Consider the following 21980-nt stretch of genomic DNA (forward strand, 5'->3'; position numbering starts at 1 on the left):
GGTAATGAAGATATTTAAAAATAATGCAAAGTATTTAATCAAAAACCTCCCCCTTGCTATCCTTTTCCTTTTTGTATCAACACTAAATGCACAGGAAAAGGATTATACCCAATTTGTTGATCCTTTTATTGGGACAGGTGGTCACGGCCATACTTTCCCGGGAGCAACACTGCCGTTTGGCATGGTCCAGCTAAGTCCGGATACCGGAGTGGAAGGCTGGGACTGGTGTTCGGGCTACCATGCTTCCGACAGTTCGATTATTGGTTTTTCGCACACGCATTTAAGTGGAACAGGTGGAGCCGATTATGGCGATGTACTACTAATGCCAACCATTGGAAAAGTAAATTTTGAACCAGGCACCAAAGCTGATCCTGACGCAGGTTATCGAAGCCGTTTTAGTCATCAGAACGAAACAGCTTCACCGGGTTATTACTCGGTTCTGTTAGAAGATTATAATATCAAGGCTGAATTAACTGCCACGCTTCGTACAGGAATGCATAAATACACGTTTCCAGCCTCTGAAGATGCTCACATCATACTTGATCTGAAACACGGAATTGCAAATAATGTAACTGATTCGGAGCTTAAAATACTTTCTGACACTAAGGTGGAAGGAAAACGTTTTTCGCAGGGATGGGCCAGTAATCAACAATTATTTTTTGCCATTGAATTTTCTAAACCTTTTGAAAAAAAAGAACTGGCAAAGGATGATCAGATCATTTCTTCCACATCTGAAGCACAGGGTAAAAATATTAAAGCTGCCTTTAGTTATCAAACAAAAGAAGGTGAAAGCATCCTTGTGAAAGTGGCCATCTCATCTGTATCATGCGAAAATGCATGGGCTAACATGAAGGCCGAAAACAGCGGATTTGATTTTGATGTAATCCTGACTAAAGCTAAAGAAACATGGAACAAAGAATTATCCAGGATTGAAGTGGAAGGTGGTTCTGCTGATGATAAAGTGATCTTTTACACAGCTTTGTATCATACTAAAATACACCCTAATACATTTCAAGATGTTAATGGTGAGTATCGAGGTATGGATATGAAGGTTCATAAAGCTGAAGACCGTACTCATTACACTTTATATTCATTATGGGATACATTCCGTGCGTTACATCCTCTTTACTCCATTATCGACACAAAAAATAACAACGATTTTATCAAGGCGATGATTGCCAAGTATGATGAATCGGGCCGTTTGCCTGTTTGGGAACTGTGGAGCAACGAAACCAACACCATGATTGGCTACCATTCGGTACCTGTAATTGCCGATGCAATTCTAAAAGGATATTACACAGGCGATGTAGAAAAAGCTTACCAGGCAATGGTAAGCTCAGCCATGACTGATGGGCAGGGATTAAAAGACTATAAACACATGCATTATATTCCGCGCGAAAAAGAAGCTAACTCTGTATCGAAAACAGTGGAATATGCCTTTGATGATTATGCCATCGCCCAGGTTGCTCTGAAATTAGGCAAAATGGATGATTACAAGGAATTCACGCTTCGATCACTTAATTATAAAAACGTGTTTGATCCGGAAACTAAATTTATGCGTGGACGTGACGAAAACGGAGTATGGAATCCCTACTTTAATCCAATGGCCATCACATTATTTGGATCCGGAGATTTTACCGAAGGAAATTCCTGGCACTATTCATTCTTTGCTCCTCACGACATGAACGGGTTGATTGAGTTATATGGAGGGAAAGAAGCTTTCATTGCCAAGTTGGATGAGATGTTCGGTCAGGAAGCGGTAAACGACAATGAGCATGCACATGATGTTACCGGACTGATCGGTCAGTACGCACAGGGTAACGAACCATCGCACCATGTAATTTACACCTACAATTTTGCCCAGCGTCCGGATAAAACACAGGCAATGATTCGTCGCGTATTACAAGAGATGTATACTACTGATAGAGATGGTTACAGTGGAAATGAAGATACAGGTCAGATGTCTGCCTGGTATGTTTTATCATCCATGGGCTTCTACCCTATGAATCCTGTTAGTGATCAATACATAATTGGAAGTCCTGCATTTGAGAAAATCACCATTAACCTCGAGGATGGTAAACAATTTGTTATTGAAGCCAGGAACAATTCTGAGTCTAATGTTTATATCAGCTCTGCCACATTGAATGGTAAAGCTTATAAGTATACCTACCTCAAACATTCAGATATTATTAAGGGTGGTAAACTAACCTTCGAGATGAGTTCAACTCCTCAAAACTGGGGAACATCCATTGAAGCAACTCCTGTTGAATGGGCTAAAGAAGAAGGTATTGAAATTGAGCCTCGTCCATTAAAGGCTTTTATGCCATATCCGGCTACTCAGTCACGTAATTTTGAAGATGAACTTTCGGTAGCATTGCAATGTCAAACAGAAGATGTAGTTATTTATTATACGCTGGATGGAAGCATTCCTACTACAAATTCAAAGATATACAGCAAGCCTATCGTTCTAAAGAAATCAACAACATTAAAAGCTATCAGTGTTAAGGATGGTTATATCAACAGTGATGTTAAAAACATTCAGTTCCGTAAAGCCTATTTTAACAACGGAACCAATGAATATCCTATTCTTTCAAGCAATGCAACTATATCAGAAGCTTATAATCCGGGTATTCAAACATTGATTGATGGCAAGTTGGGTTCGAACAATTATCGCGATGGACTTTGGACTGGCACAAACGATGAAAAATTTGAAGCAGTCATTGATTTTGGCAAAAAGAACAAAATCAGTCAGGTGAGTGTGAATTTCACTCAAAACACCGGATCATGGATCTTTCCACCTAAATCAATTACTATTTCAGGATCGAATGACGGTGAAAACTTTACAGAGATTGCGAAAGAAGAATATGAACTACCAAACAGTCATGTTGACATACTAGTTTTAACGAAAAAACTGGTTGCAAAGACAAAAGTTCATTATTTAAAAGTAGTCATTGAAAGTGGAGGTATATTGCCAAGCTGGCACTCAGGATCAGGTTTACCATCCTACTTATTCATTGATGAGATAACGGTTGAGTAAATTATTGATGAGTCGATTAATCGATTTTCAATGCGACAATCTGTGATTCAATAATATCTAATGCATTAATCTTGATTGAGAATAAAAACATTCAAACATGAAACGAATATTAACCATCATAACAGCAGTTGGCCTATTGAGTTCTCTAAGTGCTCAAAACCCGGCTGACTATGTCAATCCGTTTATTGGCAGCGATAACTACGGAACAACTAATCCGGGGGCTATTGTTCCCAGAGGGATGATCTCGGCTGTTCCCTTTAATGTATCGGGCCAACCCAACAAACATGAAAAAGACAGTAATTGGTGGAGTACCCCATACTCAAACGTAAACGAGACATTTACAGGTTTTAGTCATGTAAATCTTTCGGGTGTTGGATGCCCTGACCTGGGAACCATTATTCTGATGCCTACAACTGGAGAACTCAGAACAAGTCCCGGTGAATATGCAACAGCATACACCGACGAAGAGGCTGAGCCTGGTTATTACAGTAACAAACTGACTCGTTACGATATTAAAACAGAAGTAACAGCAAGTGTAAGAAGTGCTATTAACCGTTATACTTTCCCAGCAGGACAGGCAAACATATTATTAAACCTGGGACTGGGATTAACTAACGAGCAGGATGGTTATTTGCGCATTACATCCAGCAACGAAGTGGAAGGCTTCAGAACCGTTGGCTCTTTTTGTTACAACAGTCCTGATGAGATTTACCCGGTTTATTTTGTAATTAAGCTTGATAAAAAAGCCGATACTTACGGAACCTGGAAAAAGCCACCGCATTATAATGGTGTTGAAGGCAACTGGATGGGTTATAACGGTAAAACCCGTTTAATGGAAGAGTATACCAAACCTTTGGTTGGTGACAGTATCGGGGCTTATTTCACTTATCAGTTTGATAAAGAAACCGAAATTGAGGTACAGATTGGTGTAAGCTATGTGAGTATAGACAATGCCCGTGAAAATCTACAAAAAGAAATTGCTGGTAAACATTTTGATGAGATCCGCACTCAAGCTTATAATAAATGGAACGAAACCCTTTCGCACATCAAGGTAAAAGGTGGTACCGAAGATCAGAAAACGATTTTTTATACAGCCTTGTATCACACCCATATCCATCCCAATACACTGAATGATGTAAATGGTGAATTCCCAACTGTTGGTTCTGGTAAAACTGGTCGGACCGATGGAACCCGTTACACTGTTTTCTCATTATGGGACACCTACCGCAACATGCATCAGCTAATGAGTCTGGTGTATCCCGAAGAGCAATTAGGAATGGTTCGTTCAATGATTGATATGTATAAAGAAAACGGCTGGTTACCTAAGTGGGAATTGAACTCAACCGAGACTTTTACCATGGTAGGAGATCCTGCTGCAGTTGTGATTGCGGACACTTATATGCGTGGCTTGCGCGATTTTGATACAGAACTGGCAATGGAGGCCATGCTCAAGAGCGCCACTCAAACAGAAAAAAACCCATTACGTCCGGAATTAAGCGAATACTTAAAACACAAGTACATACCTGTTCAGGAAGAATTTGATGGTTCTGTTTCAACCACATTAGAATATGGCGCTGCTGACTTTGCTATTGCTCAGATGGCAAAAGAAATGGGACGAACTACAACCTATAAAACCTTTATGGAACGTGCCGGATATTATAAAAATATGTACGATAAAGGCGAAGGTGTGATGCGACCCCGAATGAGTGATGGCAGCTGGTTTGCACCCTTCTCTCCTATGGATGGTGCCAACTTTAAGCCTGTTACCGGATTTATTGAAGGAACCTCCTGGCATTATTCGTTTATGGTACCCTACGATGCCAAAGGTTTGATTAAACTGAATGGAGGAAGTAAGAAGTTTGTTAACAAGCTTCAAAGCGTGTTTGACAATGGTTTATACGAGCCCGACAATGAACCTGACATGGGTTATGCTTTTCTTTTCAACTATATAAAAGGTGAAGAGTGGCGAACTCAAAAAGAAGTTCGCAAGATTATTGATCATGATTACTCAAATACACCTGCAGGAATACCAGGTAACGATGATACCGGAACCATGTCGGCCTGGCTGGCATTTGCAATGATGGGCATCTATCCTGATGCTCCGGCTGTTCCCCAATACACTATTTGCAGCCCTTATTTCGATGAAATCAGTATCCAGCTGAATTCAGATTTTTACAGTGGTAAAAATTTCACTATTGAAACGGTTAAAGCAACAAATGAAGCGACCACAATCGATAAGATGGAGTTAAATGGTAAACCTTTAAACAGCTATTTTATCAGTCACGATGATATTGTAAAGGGTGGGAAGCTCAAAATCTGGATGAAGTAATTAGCACCTACTACTATTATCATTATACTATCTAAAAGCAGCTTCTCAATCTCGGGAGCTGCTTTAGTATTTTAGTTTAAACAACTATAGAATCAGTTGGATGGAATCACATCCAACACATTTTTCCGATGTGATGCTCCCCATTTTTGCAGTTGCAGAATTATTTTTACCAATTCATTTCCCGGAGTTGTTAACGAGTACTCTACAGACTTTAGATTATCATTAAGTTCTTTACGATTTACAACTCCATTGATCTCCAACTCCTTTAACTCTTTTGATAAGATTCGCGGAGATATGCCATGGCATTTTTTCATCTCGTTAAAACGTTTGGGTTCTGATGCCAGACAGAGGATTAACCGCATCTTCCACTTTCCGTTCAACACACACATTAAATCATTGAGAGGCACAAAGAAACCATTACAGTCCCCTAGTCCTGAACATTTAACACAAGCCATCGATTTCAATTAAGTAACCAGTAACAAAAAGAATACTTGTACAAAAGTAACCGAATTAATTATTTACTTTGCAGCTCATCAGAAGAAAGAAAAATGAGCATCGCAATCGTTTCTTTTACATCATTTACTATCAATCTGTTATTAGGTAGATGGAGAGCAAAATATAAGAAGTTCACCATAGCATGGTGGTTACTTATTCATGCATCTATACCTATCCTAATTCCTTTGCGCATCTGGTTGGATACTCCCAAAATATGGATACCTCTGTTTATTGGTATTGCAATTGCCGGTCAATTTATTGGCTCAAGAGTATTAACAGATAATTCAATTGAGAAAAAAAAAGGACTAATAAAATTAGAATTATCGGGTTAACTAATTGATAAACAAATTTAAAATTTTTCTTCCAGGGACATAATTAAACTGCTAGAGAACATCATTTTATTATTCAAATTCCTGAATTAGTTTCTGCACTTTACTTTTAAGTTGATTAAAGAAACGAAATCGCTCCCGCTCAGAAGTACCGCTTAACTGCATCGACTTGGATATGGTATTGTTAATCCATTTCTCTGTTTCTTCATTAAATGCTGAATCAGCAGTAAAAATGGCATTAATGGTAAATAACTTTATGGATGTTGTAGTGCCGGTTGAACCTTTCATTTGAATAAAGTCGTTCTGCATATCTACCGGACTGAGGTAAAAATTAAAAGGCGTGGATATTCCTTTGTATACTTTAGCTGCAACTTGTGTTTTTTGCTCAATATCACAAACCATATCATGCAATTGATTAACCAATTGCAATGCTGTTTCTTTTGATTCAAAACTGCCAATATCCCTATAATATTCTAATAAATTCAAAATCGGTTCGATGGTATGATCACTCCATATCTCAATGGAAGGGATTTGTAGGAACGAATCAACTATGGTTTGATAGGGGACTTTAAGTTTATCAGGATTTAACTTTTTTACAAAAGCTTCATAGGTAATTACCTCGTTGTTTAAACTTCGAAAAAGGGCATAGACCTTAAAAAAAGTAAGTTCGGTATATGGAAGAAAATGGAATATGGGAACATCCTGAGCAGTTATCTTACATTCATTGCCTTTATCTGTAGCTAAACCAGTATACAAACGAGCCAGTCTGTCCATGTACATTTCATAAACCTGTGCTGATGAAAAATCAAGTGGTGAATAGTTAAATGGTATTGAATCAACCCTATGATTGAACAAATAATCCATGGAAATATTAAAATGCGAACACAATAATTTCAATTCACTTAACGACAATTCCTTATCACCTCTAATTCTGCGATAAGTTGAATCGGAACTGATTCCTAATAAGTCACCTATAACATCGGCTAACCTTAAGTTCGGATCTATCTTCTTCTTAATTTCCTCAAAAAGCTGTTGTTGAATCATTGGATTTATTAATGAAAAATCAATAAATAAACTAAAACTATTTGCAATAATCCGTAAATATAAATCATATCAAATGGTTTATTGCAGAAATCAAGAAGAAAACCTTCAGTTACCAACATCATACAGTCCCGAATTTACTGAATATCCTTAAAAGCCTCCTTACCCTTTTCGAATTGTCGTTTTAGTCAGGCACTCTTCTAAAGTACTTTTGAATCTATCAAATCATTAAAAACAAATACAATTAATTAAAAACAGGAGTCATGTTAAAGAATTTTCTAATACTCATGCCACTAATAATCTTGGGTGGATTTCTATTCGGTAAATATGAAGCTTCGTCTGTTAATCATGACCATTCAGTTAAAAAAGTAACTGAGATGCAATCAATGCACTTGAAAACTTCAAACGATCAACGACTAATTAAACCCATAAGGTTGTGTGGTAATACAAGCTCAGATTTATTCTGACAGATGAACTTCCAAAGTAAGTGAAGTATTGTAACTTTCCCATAGTGTGTCATCTATCTTCTTATGTATGGTGACAAATAACAAAACAAGTCCAGCTTTTTTAGGTGTAAATGTAAACACTCCTTCTTCATTGGCATATATACTACTTTCTCTAACATTCTCAACATCATACAAGTCCTCTATTCTTTTCTTTTCGTAATGCTCATTGTTATAAACCACCACAATTCGGGCATTCGCTACAGGTGTTCCATCATGATAAACTTTAAACTCAGTTTTCTGATTGAAAATCATTTCATTGGGTGATGATAATGGTATAATTTCAACTCCTTTGCCAACCAAATGAGTCTTATAATTAGCATTTCCCTTCATCAGATAAGTATCAGCACTACTGTAATATTGAAGACTTGTTAAGGTGCCTTCATGCTTTTTTATTTCATCAGAAAAATAAAGCTTGCCATCGGCTGTTTCGATTGCCTTGTATTTGGGTCCTTTACGCAAAGCAGCATGAATTCGATAGGTTCCTTCGCCAGATATTACCGGCTCGAGGTAGCAGGCTGCACATGTTTTTGCAGTTGGTTCCAGAACCTCCTCTCCATTAGGTCCAAACATGGTATAAAATGGAGCCACCATGGCAAAATCTGCCTGAAAAGGAAACTCAGTAAAGGAAGATTCTATTTGCAATCGGTTATGCAATATAATAAACTGGTTAGGCTTTAAAAATGGCACATGAGCATCAACAATAAGAGTATTGAAAACACCTAACAACAAAACTAAAAGCACTACTTTTTTCATTGATATTTATTAAAGATTAAACATTCATCACAAAGTAGATGCGGGAAAATGAAAAGAATTTTTCGCGAAGTTATTATCTTCTGCCTTTCTCCCGAAAGCTACGATACTTATATCCGGCAGGTCTTCTGACTTGTTCCTGTTTTATCGCCTTCCCATTCATTCATACAACAGTGGCTTGCATGATAAAACATTTCATTGGAACTTACAGCTACGGGGATAGTTCCTGACTCTAACAGGATTCCCTTTTAATCGATAAGAACCGAATACGAACGCAAAAATATAGAAAGAATGTGTGAAACCTTACTAAAGACAGATAGATATTTTAAAATTATATTAGCTGACATTACCGTCCATTTTTTCTTTTTTAACTATGCCTCTAATAACTAAATTATAAGCCACCACCCTCTGTTTTTAAACATCCATTTCTTAATTTTCTCGTTTTTTCTCACAAAATATCTTAAAACCCACACATTACAGAAATAAAACATCATTTTATAGCAGTAGCATTGAATTACTCTTTCTATCTTTGCAACTTCAAAATAGCTGTTTGGGGGGACATGGAATCGAACAGTTGTATTTAAGAAATTAAATAAAACACAAACAGTAACAGCTATGGAAAAAAGTATCCATAAAGATCAGGTAGAACGGTTCGGATCCATTCTACTGGAAATTGGTTCCTTACTTATGAGTTACGGAGCCAACAGTATGCGAATCAGAGTAACACTTAACCGAATAGCTAAAGCCTTTGGCTATAATCTTGAGTTATTGATTACTCACCGTGCTTTAATGCTACATATCGACGACAAAGACGATCAGCACTCATTCAACCAACTAAAACGTACTTCACCCCATGGGGTTAATTTCCGTCTGGTTAGTGGCATCAGCAACATGAGTTGGCGCATTGTAAGTGAGAAATGGTCGTTGGACGAAATTGAGAAAGAGATTGAGCGATTAAAAAGCCTTCCACATTATCCCCGAATCATTATACTCTTACTGGTAAGTCTTGCCGATTTATCATTTTGTCGTTTGTTTGGTGGAGGAATGATTGAAATGAGTATAGCTTTCGGAGCTACCTTCGTTGGCTTATTTGTTCGTCAGGAGGCTGTTAAAAAAACCTTTAATCCATACATATGTATCTTTTTTGCTTCTCTTGCTTCTTCATTGATATCAGGTTTAGCTGTTAAATTCAATTTAGGAGATCATCCTGAATATGCATTTGCAACCTCTGTTTTATACCTGATTCCAGGAGTACCATTAGTCAACTCCTTTTCAGATATTATTGATGGTAATATTATGAATGGAATTGTGAGAGGTATGCACGGAATGGTAATCGTTTTATCTATCGCACTGGGATTGGCTTTATCATTATTAATTTATCAGATTTAAGAGATGACTGTACTTTCAATTTTCGAACATATGTTATGGCCTGCACTGGCCTCAATAGGATTTGCTGTTTTATTTAATGTACCCCATCGTACTTTAATTGTAATTCTGGGAATGGGAGCAGTTTGCGGCCTCACCAAATATGTTACAATGGAGTTTGGTATGCATGTAATTACTGCCAGCTTTTTAGCTGCAATTGTAGTAGGATTTTTAAGTATCAGTGCAGCACAAAACAAACTCTCACCCATGTATGTATTTGCCATCCCATCAATCATTTCGATGATACCCGGGGCATTTTCATACCGTACCATGCTGGGTTTAATACAATTAACACAAGATCTGAATCCGGATCAATACGTAGAAGTGCTGCATAATGTAACCAGTAATGGTTTAAATGCTGTATTTGTATTATTGTCCATTTCTGTTGGTGTTTCAATTCCCATGCTATTGACACGTCATGAGTCTGCTCGTGAGATAGTAGCTTTGGTTAAACGAAATCCATAAGAATTACATTGCCTTACCCTTTTTATAATGAAAGTGGGTGGCAATGGTTTCAATCGCTATTTTAATGGCTTCTCCAATAGGATACATTTTTTGTGCCTTATTATAATCGACAAACTGCAACCGCTGATAATAATCGGTTGCTTTGGGACCCAATGGTTTTAAGCGAAGTATTTCATTAGCTATGACTACCCCATTCTGATGTTCAGTTTGTATGGTTTTACAGGTGGCAAGAACACGTTGATCGTATTTATTTACACGATAGGTATATCCAAAAATTCTGCAGATTAGTCCCCTCTGCTCGTAAAACATGCATCCAATTCTGGAACCATTGATGGAGAATGTATCCAAAAGAGGACAAATAGCAGAATTATTAACCTGATCAATTCGAGATAAAATATCGTTGGATAAATCATTTTTAACCAAATGGTATGCCAATGGATAAAACTCAACTGGTGTTGCCTCAATATTGGAGGTTGTACAACACTTTATGCAATTATTAGCACAGCTAATACCGGTTTGTTCTTTTAGTTTTTGAACGTCTTTTTCCAGTGTTTTGAATAATCTCTCAACAGCACGGACTTTGTGCACTATGGTCATAAAATATTCATCAATATGTTATCCAAATATATGCGAAAGAATGATAACTGATTCTGAGTAACTCAAATATTTTTATGAATTAAAAAACACTAATAACATGCACTTTTATCTCTAATATAAAGTTCTTTCAATAGTATATTTCAACTAATAAAAAAGTTAGATTAACTTTAATCTCATAAAAGCAATTATCCTAAAAAAGGTCAGGAAACCATTAATTATCCTGACCTTTATAGAAATATAATTATTGAATAATCAACTCATCAACAAACATCCAGCTTGGGTTACCAAAACCCCGATGCCATTCAGGACATTGTTTCATTGATTTAGCTGTTACTTTTAAATATCTGTATTTTTCTGTCTCAAATTGGATCGTAAAGGGTATTGACTGTACTAAAAAACCTCTGTCTTCATCCTTATTTTTTATTCTTCCCAACTCTTTAAACACTTTGCCATCGATTGACCCTTCAACTTTAACTTCCAATGGAAGAAAAGTCCAAGAATTAATAGCCTTCAAAAAGTTCATGTTCACTTTATGAACTTCCTCCTGTGATTCCAAATCAACAAGAAGAATCATATCATCACCTTCAAACCCTAACCATTTCTGGTGAAAATCCAATTCTCCAACCACTCCATCGTTTAAAGCCGAAGCTCCTCCAACAGGATACTTATCACTGTATAGGCTTAATATTTTAATATTCTTTCCTTTAGCTTTATTTAAGGCTGTTATTCGTTTTAACTTACTTAAAGCATAAGTACGATAATCATCCGTCTTAAAAAGTCGTTCATTAATATTTACAGCTCCGGTATTAATTGAATTGATCGTAAATCGATTGAGATATTCTAACATTTCTTGTTTAACGACAATAGTATCAACACTTCTATCGAAATACGAAATACCATCAGGTTCTTCATTTAATGCAATATCAAGATATGCAAAATCAACCGCTAACCGGGCACGTTGAACCCTTTTTAGGTACACTGGATCATTTTTAACAGCCTCTTCTGCCCTATCCATTATTTCCTTATAGTCGTTCAGATACTGAGGCGCCAGATATGAATCCAAATAATCTGCAGGAAATCCGTAAATATCCAATCGTTCTGTTTGTTCGAATTTTTTCAGGTTTTGTTGAGTTGCATCAAAATATGAACGAATAAAAGGAGCTGCATCGCCATAATATTTAGCTATAAAATCATTAATTATTGAATCAGCATTTGCATTGACATCCCACATTAATTTTGAAAGCAGATATTGCTTCAACTCGTTCAAATCCGACCAATTATGACCACTCCCTTGCTCAAACATGATTTTAACACCATGTTGATGAAAAAAGCGAAGATTAGGTTGCAACACAGTAAAATTTGGAAACGGAGTTAAATAGTTTTTAAACTGTACTACATAATCCCAGGCAAAAATATTATCCGATAAGCGACTCCAGTCTTCCATATCTGTGACAAAATCAGCACTACGCTCATCATCTGCCAATGGCATACTTCGGTTACATTCAATGGAACAAAACATGATGTTAACGTTCGGTAATGGTTTAATATTTTCAGGAGCCGAACGTGTAAAATTATATGCCAATGTTGATATTACTTTATCAGGAAACTTAGATGCTATCTGATTGGCCATTTGAATGTAAGCTCCTGAAATATCCCCATATTTCTTATATAAGGCTTTGCAGTCTTCACATTCGCAATAATTAAAACAATCATTTTGCGACACCGACCAGTATTTCTTTTCAGGATGTTGAGCCATCATGACTCCGAGGTTTTCAATCAAGGTTTGAATTGTACCCGCATTACTCAAACACAATTGCCCATCTTTTAATCGATGATTACCAACCAGTGAAAAATACTCAGGATGACTGTCGAAATACTTTTCAGGCGGAATTAAATGCTGAAAAGTATGAACAAACAATCCCCACTCATCAAGATCTTCCAGTTTATTCCAATTCTTATAATCATGAAATTCATCATCATCAAAGCAAAGTTTACGCAAAGTAAAATCTGGTTCATACACTTTTAAACCTTCGTTAAGAACAATCCTTTCTTTTTCAGGAATAAAGTATTCTGTTGGGGTTAACATATTACATCCAACATGTTCTTCCAGAAAGGTATATACAGCATACAAATTAGCTTTTCCGTTTTCTCCACATAAAATAATCTCCCTATCCTTTATTGAAATGATAAACCCATCCTCATCCATAGAATCTATCCCCAGAGCTTGTTGATTAAGCAAATCGTTACCAATAAAAATGGTACTTTCATCAGCTATTGCCTCATTACTTAGAGAGAGACTTACACCAGACACTTTCTGAATAAACTCCTGTAATTGACGAGCAGCAAACAAGGTTGTACTATCAGCATTTGATGCAACAACTATTTGATAATCCGAATGATTATTTCGCATTAAATCAATAGTTGAAACAGATTTCTGACATCCATTCAATGTGATAAATACAAAAAACAGGATCAGTAAATTAAATTTCATTTTTAAGGTTTTATAAACGCTTAATATCATATTACCTGTTCATTAAAGTTATCAATTATCACAGAGTAAAAAGAGGAAACCCTTTGCAGAATTTCCTCTTTCATTAATTATAACTGATAAATGGTTAATTTACATCCCACCATACTCTTACGCTACCTTTATCACCACCTGACAACGAACTTACTGCTTCATTAACAGCTGCTTCGTTAGTACTATACTCGGTAGGCACATAAGTTAATCTTCGCATTACTCCATAATTACCGTCAGCATCCTCAGTATACAATAAAGGATAAAGAATATCGGCATCTGAACGACGAAGGTCTGCCCATGTTTCCCATGACTCAGGGAAAAGAGCCAGATATTTTTGTACTGCAATCTGCTTTAATTGCTCAGCTTCTGTTGCCCCCCATGATACAGGAACGTCAACAGGAGGAGTAGCACTACCACCTACTTTAGTATACTCAACAGCTAAAGTTGGTTCAACAGCCGTTGTAGTTCCAGCAAGGTAAGTATCAATTGCAGATGCATCGCTAACACCCCATTGTGATAATGATAAACGAACACCTTCTTCGTACAAATCTTTAGCAGTGCCGCTCATATTCCAGCCTTTCAATGCACATTCTGCACGGTTGAAATAAGATTCTGCAGCCATCATAACTTCAATATCATGACCTGTATTGTCACCAAATGTAGTTTCCTGGTTCGATTGACTTAAAACAGATGTACTCCAGTCACGGGTAGTACCACCACCATTTGGCTGACCAATGTACTCTCCTTCACCGTTGGTACCATACCAGATCTCCATACGAGGATCGTTGTATCCTTTCAAGATACTTTCCATATCAGCTGACATATAGAATCCCCAATATTTAGCAATATCAACAAAGTTATTGTAAGTATCAGAAGTCACTGCAAAATAAGCACAATCATCATTGCTTTCCATTACACCAGCAGCCACCGCAGCTTCAGCTATTTCCTGTGCACGAGATGGATCGATATCTGAGATACGTAATGCTAAACGCAAACGCATTGAGTTAGCAAATTTTCTCCAAAGCTCAGTGTCACCACCATAGATAGCATCGTAATCTTTAAAAATACCTACTGTACCATTTAATCCGCTAAGTGTTTCGTTCGCATTCTCTAACAATGCAAAGAAATCATCATACATATCTTCCTGTAAATCGTATGCTACTGAAGCACCTCCTTGTCCGGCAGCTGAATAAGCTATCGGTCCCCAAGAGTCGGTGAAACGGTGATACATAAATACTTTCCAGATATCCAAAACAGCTAATGCTTCTTCGTCGCCTTCGGCAGCTGTATAAGCATTACGTAACGAAGGAACAGCTAAGGTATAGAAACGTAACCATCCACGACTTCTCCATCCATCGTTAACACCGTTACGTTCAGTTTGCCATCCAGTACTTCCACATGAGAAATAGTGAACAAAAAGCATAGAATGCAACATTGTTGCCAAACCATAAGTTCCGTAGTCATCACCAGAAATACTCCAAGAAGCATTTCCTAAACCTTTGTATTGCGCATTAGCAAATGAAGGTCCTGCCATAGAGGCATCCAATTGATCAGAAGTAAGTGTATTAGGATTGGTATTGATTTCGTCGAAATCTGATGTACATCCTGTTACATACAATAGGAATACTGCTGAAAATATTGTTGCTATATATTTTTTCATATCTCCAATTTTTTAAAAATCCAATTTCACGTTAAAACCAAATTCGCGTGTTGCAGGGATGTTAAATGATTCAATACCCTGAAGGTTACCAACACCAACACCTTGTTCCGGATCGAAGTATTTAGCATTATTCATGAAGAATAACAAGTTACGACCTACAACTGAGAAGTTAACACCAGCAAAAGGACCGTTACCTAGAACACTCTTTGGTAAAGAATAACCTAAAACTAATTCACGTAGACGAATGTTGGTTGCATCAAACACAAAGTCTTCAGCTGAGGCTGGATCACGACTGGCAACTTTAGTCCAGTAATCTTCTGCTAAAACTGATGTTGTATTTGTAACATACGATACAGCTCCAGTAGCTTCATCTGTAATAGCATTTACACCATCAACTACAAAACCGTCAGTACGACCGTTTAATGTGATATCGCTCACACCAGCACCAGCCATACGAGCCTGAGTATAAGAAATTACTTCACCACCAATACGGAAATCAACCAGGAAGCTTAATGTGAAATTTTTATAATTAAAACGGTTAGTTAAACCTGCTGTCCAGTCTGGATTGAAGTTACCAGCATACACATCAAATCCTGATGTTGTTTCAGGTAATCCAGTAATTTCATTTACAATAATCTGTCCATCATCGTTTCTTGCAAAACCTCTGATATACAAATCACCATACTCTCCGCCTTCTTTTACAATAGTTTGCGCAACACGTTCATATCCGGTTGTGATTGATAACTCATCGCGACCTTCCATAATGCTCAATACGGTTGTTTTGTATTTAGCAAAGTTAGCAGTCAGGTCCCATGAGAAATCAGCACGGTGCAATACATCGGCATTGAAAGTTAATTCAATACCTTTGTTCTCAATCTCTCCACCGTTAACATACTCAGTAGAATATCCTGATACTTCAGGTACATTGATTGTAAAAATCTGGTTGCTTGTATTGGTTTTAAAATAAGTAAAATCCAAACCAATCTTGTTTCCGAAGAAACGGGCATCAACACCAAATTCTGTTGAAGCTGAGATTTCTGGCTTTAGGTTCTCGTTATTTTTAACTGTAGATGAAAGTACTACACCACCATTAAATCTGTAGTACAATAACTCATTACTTAAACGATAAGGATCAGTATCGTTACTCACCTGAGCATATGAACCACGTGCTTTCAAGAAAGTAAGGAAATCTGACCTAATATCAAACATATCGCTCAATACAGCAGTTAAACCTACCGAAGGATAGAAGTAAGAACGGTTATCAGCTGGCAAAGTAGATGACCAGTCGTTACGAGTTGTTACATCCAGGTACAAATATTCTTTATAACCTAATTGACCAAATGCATACAACGAGTTCATTTTCTTTTCATAGAAACTTGATGTTGGTGTTGATGTCTGAAGGTTGCTTAGCGCAAAGAAGTTTCTACGGCTTAACTGACCACCAGCACTTAAAGAAGAACGTTTTTGGTATAACGAGTTACCACCCACGTTTAATCCTAATCTGAAATCACCAAAATCTTTGTTATATGATAGTAAGAAATCAGAGTTTAATTCCATTGTCTGTCCAGATGTTTCTGAATAGCTACCATAGTCGTTACCCAAAACTGATAAAGAAGCATATTGCTTAGAAACAGCTTTGTTTGATGCTTGATCGATACCTGAACGTACCATTAAGCTCAAATCTTTAGTTAAATCATATTTTAAAGAGGCAAAACCGATAAAACGATTTCTTACTTCTGTGTAAGGACGATTTAATGCATACCAATATGGGTTACCTCCCAATCCACCTACTGATGTAGGGTTTGGCCAGTTATATTGCAATAAGCCTGAAGCATCGGTATATTGATATTGCTCAATTTGCTCAAAAGGCATACTTCTGATCATTGTGTAAACTGCCTCACCAACTGAACTCTCACCTGTGTTAAGTGGATTTTCAATTGTTTGTGAGATAAAGTTAGCTTTTGAATCTAAATGTAATTTGTCAGACAAATCACTTGTTAAACGAATGTTTAAGTTGTGACGATCCAATTCGTTACCTTTTACAATACCTTTTGCCTCAGTATTGGTATATGAGAAATATCCCTGAATTTTTTCGTTACCCATAGATGCAGTAACTGTCTTAGCCCAGTTGTAACCTGTTTCGAATAAACTCATAGCGTTATCTGGCTGTGGAGTCATCGAATAGGTAGATGGACCTGCATAATCAGGATTGAATGACAATTGCCATGCAGCTACTGATTGACCAGTCATTTCAGGCCCCCAGCTTAAACGACTTGTAGGATCGTAAACACCCTAAGAACCTTGTCCGTAAGTATTCTGTAGATTAAGCATGTCATATGCTTTCGAAAACATCAGATTCGATGATACAGATACTTTAGCCTTTTGATTGGAAGAACCTTTTTTAGTTGTAATGATGATAACACCGTTACTTGCGCGTGAACCATAAAGAGCTGCAGCAGAAGCACCTTTCAATACCGACATTGATTCAATATCTTCAGGGTTGATGTTTGAAATACCATCTGAACTTGTTCTACCACCAATATCAGCAGACGCTGTACTAGCAACATTGTTATCCATTGGTACACCATCAATAACATACAATGGCTGGTTGTTTCCGGTTAAAGAACGGTTACCACGTAATGTTACCCTTGATGAACTACCTACACCACCACCGGTAGTAGAGAAGTTCAAACCAGCAACCTTACCCGACAGTGAGTTGGCAACGTTCAAAGAACGAGCTTCGCTCAGTTCCTCAGTTGAAACAGTTTGTTGTGCGTAAGTCAAGGCTTTTTTCTCACGCTTAATACCTAAAGCTGTTACAACCACACCTTCTAACTCTATTACATCTTCAATCATTGTTAGATTGATAGTTGTCTTTCCTGCTACAGGCATAACTTCCTCATTATAACCAATAAATGTAAAATGAAGAACGCTTGACTCTGATGGAACTGCGATTGAATAATTACCATCGATATCAGTAATTACTCCTTGTGTAGTTCCTTCAATTAGGATGGTTACTCCAATTAAAGGATCACCGTTTGCATCGGTAATTTTACCTGTAACCGTTTTTCCGTCCTGCTGAAGGCTCTCATTATTATTTGCAATACTTCCTTCAGCACTCACCATTTGTGTAAAGCCTACTAAACACAGACTTAAAACCAATAGTAGTTTCATTCTCTCCTGAAACCTCCGTTTGGCTGCTTTAACAATTGTCTTTTTCATAGATTCCAACTTGTTAAGTGAATAAAAATATTAGATTTAATTTTTAAGATTTATCTCTCAGTTTATTGTCTTTCTGTTCCTATCTGACCTGTCTCATAATGTTCAGAATTACTTTGGTTAAATTTTATTATCTTATTATCTATCAATACATTTCTTTTTACTTCTCCATTAAAAAAATGGTATAGAAATGGCTTGTACACACAAAATAGTTGTGTATAAAACTCATCGTTGTTGGATAATCTTTTGGAGTCAACCTGTCGCGATAGCTAAGCGCAACAGGTTGATCCAAAAGAAACTTACCACTCCGATATCTTTGTATTTCTTAAATTGATAACCATCCCCTTTGTGATGAAATATTATCGCCTCACTCTTTACTATGCAGTAGCTCCTTACTGCTTCTTATATTTAAATGCAATCGCCTTCCCCAAAGGCAATTCCTTCATATCTTTCGGTAAAACAACACTTACCTTATCCCCCGAAACCTGGTATTTAACCCGTTTCCCATTAGAAACAAGTCTTATTGCACTTCCCTTAGAAGGAACATTTCCCTCCCAGGAAAAGGTAGTTTCCAACGTATCATCTTCGTCATAACAAGCAATTGCATAGCAAGTCTTGTGATCCTTTGATTGAGTAAAAAAGACATTATCGCTCTGACAAACTTCCAATGATCGTGTAGCATAAATTGCTTCCCCGTTCTTCTGCATCCATTGTCCTATCATTTTCAGACTTGCCACTTGTTCTGCTGTAAATTCTCCTTCCGGAGTAGGACCAACACCTAACAATAAAGAACCACCTTTAGCAACTACTTCAACCAAAGTTCTTATCACCTGCGAGGTTGGCTTAAATCTATCTTTTGGAGAATAACCCCATGCACCACCAAGAGTAATACAACTCTCCCATGGATGATCCAATGCTTTATCCGGAATTCTTTGTTCTGGCGTCTGATAATTCTCGTACAAACCACCAACCGTACGATCAACAATTAGCAATCCGGGTTGATTTTGTCGGGCCATATTAGCTATTGAAGGCATATCAATATCCTGACTCCATGAAGGTATGGGAGCTCCCCAGGCTCTAACCTCATCTGTTACCGTCTCTATAGGACGAACCCAACCACCATCTAACCAAAGAATATCAACATCACCATAACCCGTCATCAATTCCTGAATCTGATTGAAAGTATACTTTTTGAATTGGTTCCATCGCCATGGAAATTTGTCAGCATCGTAATTGTTATTACGATTTGGTGTAGCATACTTTTTCCACCAGTAATAATCAGAATGCCAGTCAGGTTTTGAGAAATATGTACCAACCATAAACCCTTGATTACGATAGGCATTCAATACATATTTCAATGCATCTGAATGATCGTTTGATCCAAAAGGTGAGTTTGCAATGCTATAATCTGTCTGTTGCGTATTCCATAAACAAAAACCATCATGATGCTTGGTTGTAAAAACCAGATACTTCATACCAGCTTCCTTTGAAACTTCAGCCCATTGTTCTGGATTAAACTTAACCGGATTAAATTCATTAATCAATCCGAAATACCACTCTTTATAATCGTTATAACTAATGGTGCTATCACGATCAATCCAATCCTCAGAACAAACCGACCATGATTCAATAATTCCCGGAACAGCATATAAACCCCAATGAATAATAATACCAAACTTAAGATCCTGCCATTCCTCCAGTTTTTGAATCACCTGCTCATCCTTCGGGGCCATGTAATGCTCCGTTTGAGGATGTTCGTGTTGGGCAAATATCATTTGCGAAACAACAACCAGAAGAAATAAAAATGTTAGAATAATTTTTCTCATAATCTTATTGTGTACAATCTGTTTCAATTCAAACCAGATCTTTTCTAATTCTATCAAAAAATTTATTTATCAGCCCTTTCAACTAACGTTATATGTATAGTAGTTACTATTTAAGCCGTTTTTAAAATTTCTTCTACAACATCTTTTTGAAGATAATAGGGCACTAATGCCGCAGCACCTAAAACTGGTATTTCACTATTTTCTGAAGCTATCAAAGCTGTTGTCTGTAAAGCGTTCTGATGAGGAAACTTCTTAAGAGTCTCTGTCATATTTGGCTCAAACAGTTGATAAGCATTAGATAAAGAACCTCCCAAAATAATGGCTTCAGGACCATATGAATAAATAATGGTTTCGATAAGATGTGCTACATGTTCACCAAAACTATTAAAAGCTTCTGTCGACTCCGCATCACCTGCCATTGCCTTTTCAGCTATCTCTTTACCGGTACTTTTACAGGTACGTTGAAAGAACTTACCACTGCAATAGTTTTCAAAATCAGCATCCTTATAACCAATACCTCCAAATTCACCCGCCATTGACAAATTACCAATGTGTAGTTTATCATTAACTAAAACACCGGCTCCAACACCTGTTCCCATAGCTAAGGCTACCAAATCAGAGTAAGCTTTACCTTTGCCGTAAAATTTCTCTCCCAATAAAAAGCAGTTAGCATCATTTCCGATAAACACCGGCAAATTAAAATACTCTGAAAGTGCTGACTTTAATTCAACATTCTTCCAGGCTGGTATATTCTGAACGTTATAAACAATTCCTTTTTCAACATCAATTAATCCCGGAACTCCAACTCCAACACCTGCAACCTTTTCGTCCATAAGATTCTCAATTCCTTTAATCAGATCATTAATAATCTCGGACTTACCCCTATATGCGTCGGTTGATGTTTTAAATTGCTTTACAACTTTCCCACCTTCAACATAGGCAAAATGCATCTTTGTTCCACCTACATCAACACCGATGTAACACTCTTTATCCATTTCCTTTTCTTAAAAAGTTATTATGTATAGCTCTGAAGCTATATCCCCTCATAAAAACTTAGGATCGTTCTAGTTAGTTATATACTTTTCAAAAGCATTTTCCATCACTACAGCAACAGCTCCCAACATACCGATATTTGCTCCAAATTGAGTAGCAACAATTTTCGATTGTTCACTTATCTGTTTCATTGCATGTGTATTGATACCCTGACGAATTGGCGTTGTTATTAAATCGCCAGATTGCGCCAACATTCCACACAAAACAATAAGTTCTGGATTAAATAGCTGTATTAATATGGAAATTGCTTTACCAAGATTCAAACCTGTTTCATGCAATATCTTTATCGCATACTGATCTCCTCCTAAAGCTGATTTAATTATATTCTTTAATTCCAACGATTTGATATTCGGATTTTTCGTATCGAGTTTAATAGAGGTTTTTCCCTCTTTAACACCTTCTTCAGCCAGTTCTAAGACCCTGATTCCTGAAGCTACAGTCTCGATACACCCAAGTTTGCCACATCGACATAACTTACCATTTTCCACCATTGGAATATGACTGAATTCACCCGCAAATCCTGAAGTTCCCCGATAAAGATTTCCGTTTAATATCATTCCTAAACCGATTCCCCAATCGAGATATAAAACCAGAATATCTTTCTTTCCTTTTGCGCTGCCTAATCTGAATTCAGAGGGTGTCCAAAAAGTGATTCTGCAAATAAGGAATCTTTCAAATTGTAACTTTACTTTCATTATACCCCACCAAACCTCCCCTAAAAGGGAGG

The 21980-nt window shown here is 37.1% G+C and carries 16 protein-coding genes and 1 riboswitch; of the genes, 5 read left to right on the top strand and 11 right to left on the bottom strand.

Annotated elements, in window-relative coordinates; genetic code table 11:
* Positions 1–4 precede the first annotated feature (4 nt).
* Together ACRD62_RS09470 and ACRD62_RS09475 are read left to right on the top strand one after the other, a co-directional pair.
* The gene (locus ACRD62_RS09470; protein ID WP_430819881.1) at positions 5–3037 is read left to right on the top strand and encodes a GH92 family glycosyl hydrolase; all 3033 of its coding nucleotides are present in this window, start codon (positions 5–7) and stop codon (positions 3035–3037) included.
* A gap of 97 nt (positions 3038–3134) precedes the next feature.
* The gene (locus ACRD62_RS09475) at positions 3135–5366 is read left to right on the top strand and encodes a GH92 family glycosyl hydrolase (RefSeq protein ID WP_430819882.1); all 2232 of its coding nucleotides are present in this window, start codon (positions 3135–3137) and stop codon (positions 5364–5366) included.
* Between the two features lie 92 nt (positions 5367–5458).
* Here the strand turns inward: ACRD62_RS09475 and ACRD62_RS09480 are convergent, their stop codons facing one another.
* Positions 5459–5821, bottom strand: coding sequence for a winged helix-turn-helix transcriptional regulator (locus ACRD62_RS09480; protein ID WP_430819883.1), 363 nt, complete (start codon positions 5819–5821; stop codon positions 5459–5461).
* Between the two features lie 93 nt (positions 5822–5914).
* Between ACRD62_RS09480 and ACRD62_RS09485 the strand changes: the two genes are divergently transcribed.
* Positions 5915–6193 carry a hypothetical protein gene (locus ACRD62_RS09485; protein WP_430819884.1) on the top strand — a complete coding sequence of 93 codons (279 nt, stop codon included), beginning with the start codon at positions 5915–5917 and terminating at the stop codon, positions 6191–6193.
* A gap of 69 nt (positions 6194–6262) precedes the next feature.
* On the opposite strand, the gene ACRD62_RS09490 is transcribed toward ACRD62_RS09485, so the two are convergent.
* Entirely contained in the window at positions 6263–7234 is a 972-nt protein-coding gene (locus tag ACRD62_RS09490; protein ID WP_430819885.1) for a helix-turn-helix domain-containing protein, read from the bottom strand.
* Between the two features lie 455 nt (positions 7235–7689).
* On the bottom strand, positions 7690–8490 hold the full coding sequence (locus ACRD62_RS09495) for a DUF4198 domain-containing protein (RefSeq protein ID WP_430819886.1): 801 nt from the start codon (positions 8488–8490) through the stop codon (positions 7690–7692).
* Between the two features lie 98 nt (positions 8491–8588).
* Positions 8589–8769, bottom strand: a riboswitch (cobalamin riboswitch).
* Positions 8770–9102: 333 nt separating this feature from the next.
* On the opposite strand from ACRD62_RS09495, the gene ACRD62_RS09500 reads away from it, so the two are divergent.
* Both ACRD62_RS09500 and ACRD62_RS09505 read left to right on the top strand, forming a co-directional pair.
* Positions 9103–9876: a threonine/serine exporter family protein gene (locus ACRD62_RS09500; RefSeq protein ID WP_430819887.1), complete on the top strand. Its 774-nt coding sequence runs from the start codon at positions 9103–9105 to the stop codon at positions 9874–9876.
* A 3-nt stretch (positions 9877–9879) separates the two neighbouring features.
* Positions 9880–10377: a threonine/serine exporter family protein gene (locus tag ACRD62_RS09505; RefSeq protein WP_430819889.1), complete on the top strand. Its 498-nt coding sequence runs from the start codon at positions 9880–9882 to the stop codon at positions 10375–10377.
* A gap of 3 nt (positions 10378–10380) precedes the next feature.
* Here the strand turns inward: ACRD62_RS09505 and ACRD62_RS09510 are convergent, their stop codons facing one another.
* From ACRD62_RS09510 to ACRD62_RS09545, 8 genes are all read right to left on the bottom strand, one after another.
* On the bottom strand, positions 10381–10974 hold the full coding sequence (locus tag ACRD62_RS09510) for a YkgJ family cysteine cluster protein (RefSeq protein ID WP_430819890.1): 594 nt from the start codon (positions 10972–10974) through the stop codon (positions 10381–10383).
* A gap of 241 nt (positions 10975–11215) precedes the next feature.
* Entirely contained in the window at positions 11216–13465 is a 2250-nt protein-coding gene (locus ACRD62_RS09515; protein ID WP_430819891.1) for a DUF4838 domain-containing protein, read from the bottom strand.
* Between the two features lie 124 nt (positions 13466–13589).
* Positions 13590–15155, bottom strand: a complete 1566-nt coding sequence (locus tag ACRD62_RS09520) for a SusD/RagB family nutrient-binding outer membrane lipoprotein (RefSeq protein WP_430819892.1) — start codon at positions 15153–15155, stop codon at positions 13590–13592.
* A 12-nt stretch (positions 15156–15167) separates the two neighbouring features.
* Positions 15168–17405 carry a SusC/RagA family TonB-linked outer membrane protein gene (locus tag ACRD62_RS09525; RefSeq protein WP_430819893.1) on the bottom strand — a complete coding sequence of 746 codons (2238 nt, stop codon included), beginning with the start codon at positions 17403–17405 and terminating at the stop codon, positions 15168–15170.
* Between the two features lie 42 nt (positions 17406–17447).
* On the bottom strand, positions 17448–18377 hold the full coding sequence (locus ACRD62_RS09530) for a TonB-dependent receptor plug domain-containing protein (protein ID WP_430819894.1): 930 nt from the start codon (positions 18375–18377) through the stop codon (positions 17448–17450).
* A 389-nt stretch (positions 18378–18766) separates the two neighbouring features.
* A complete protein-coding gene (locus tag ACRD62_RS09535; RefSeq protein WP_430819895.1) occupies positions 18767–20200 on the bottom strand; it encodes an alpha-L-fucosidase in 1434 nt (477 codons plus the stop codon).
* A gap of 110 nt (positions 20201–20310) precedes the next feature.
* Positions 20311–21195 (bottom strand): ROK family protein, encoded by an 885-nt coding sequence (locus ACRD62_RS09540; protein ID WP_430819896.1) that lies wholly within the window; start codon positions 21193–21195, stop codon positions 20311–20313.
* A 69-nt stretch (positions 21196–21264) separates the two neighbouring features.
* A partial coding sequence (locus tag ACRD62_RS09545) for an ROK family protein (protein WP_430819897.1) occupies positions 21265–21980 on the bottom strand: 716 nt, incomplete at its 5' end.

Origin of the sequence: Carboxylicivirga caseinilyticus (genome assembly GCF_050589785.1) — a bacterium.
In the GTDB taxonomy this organism is placed as follows: domain Bacteria; phylum Bacteroidota; class Bacteroidia; order Bacteroidales; family Marinilabiliaceae; genus Carboxylicivirga; species Carboxylicivirga caseinilyticus.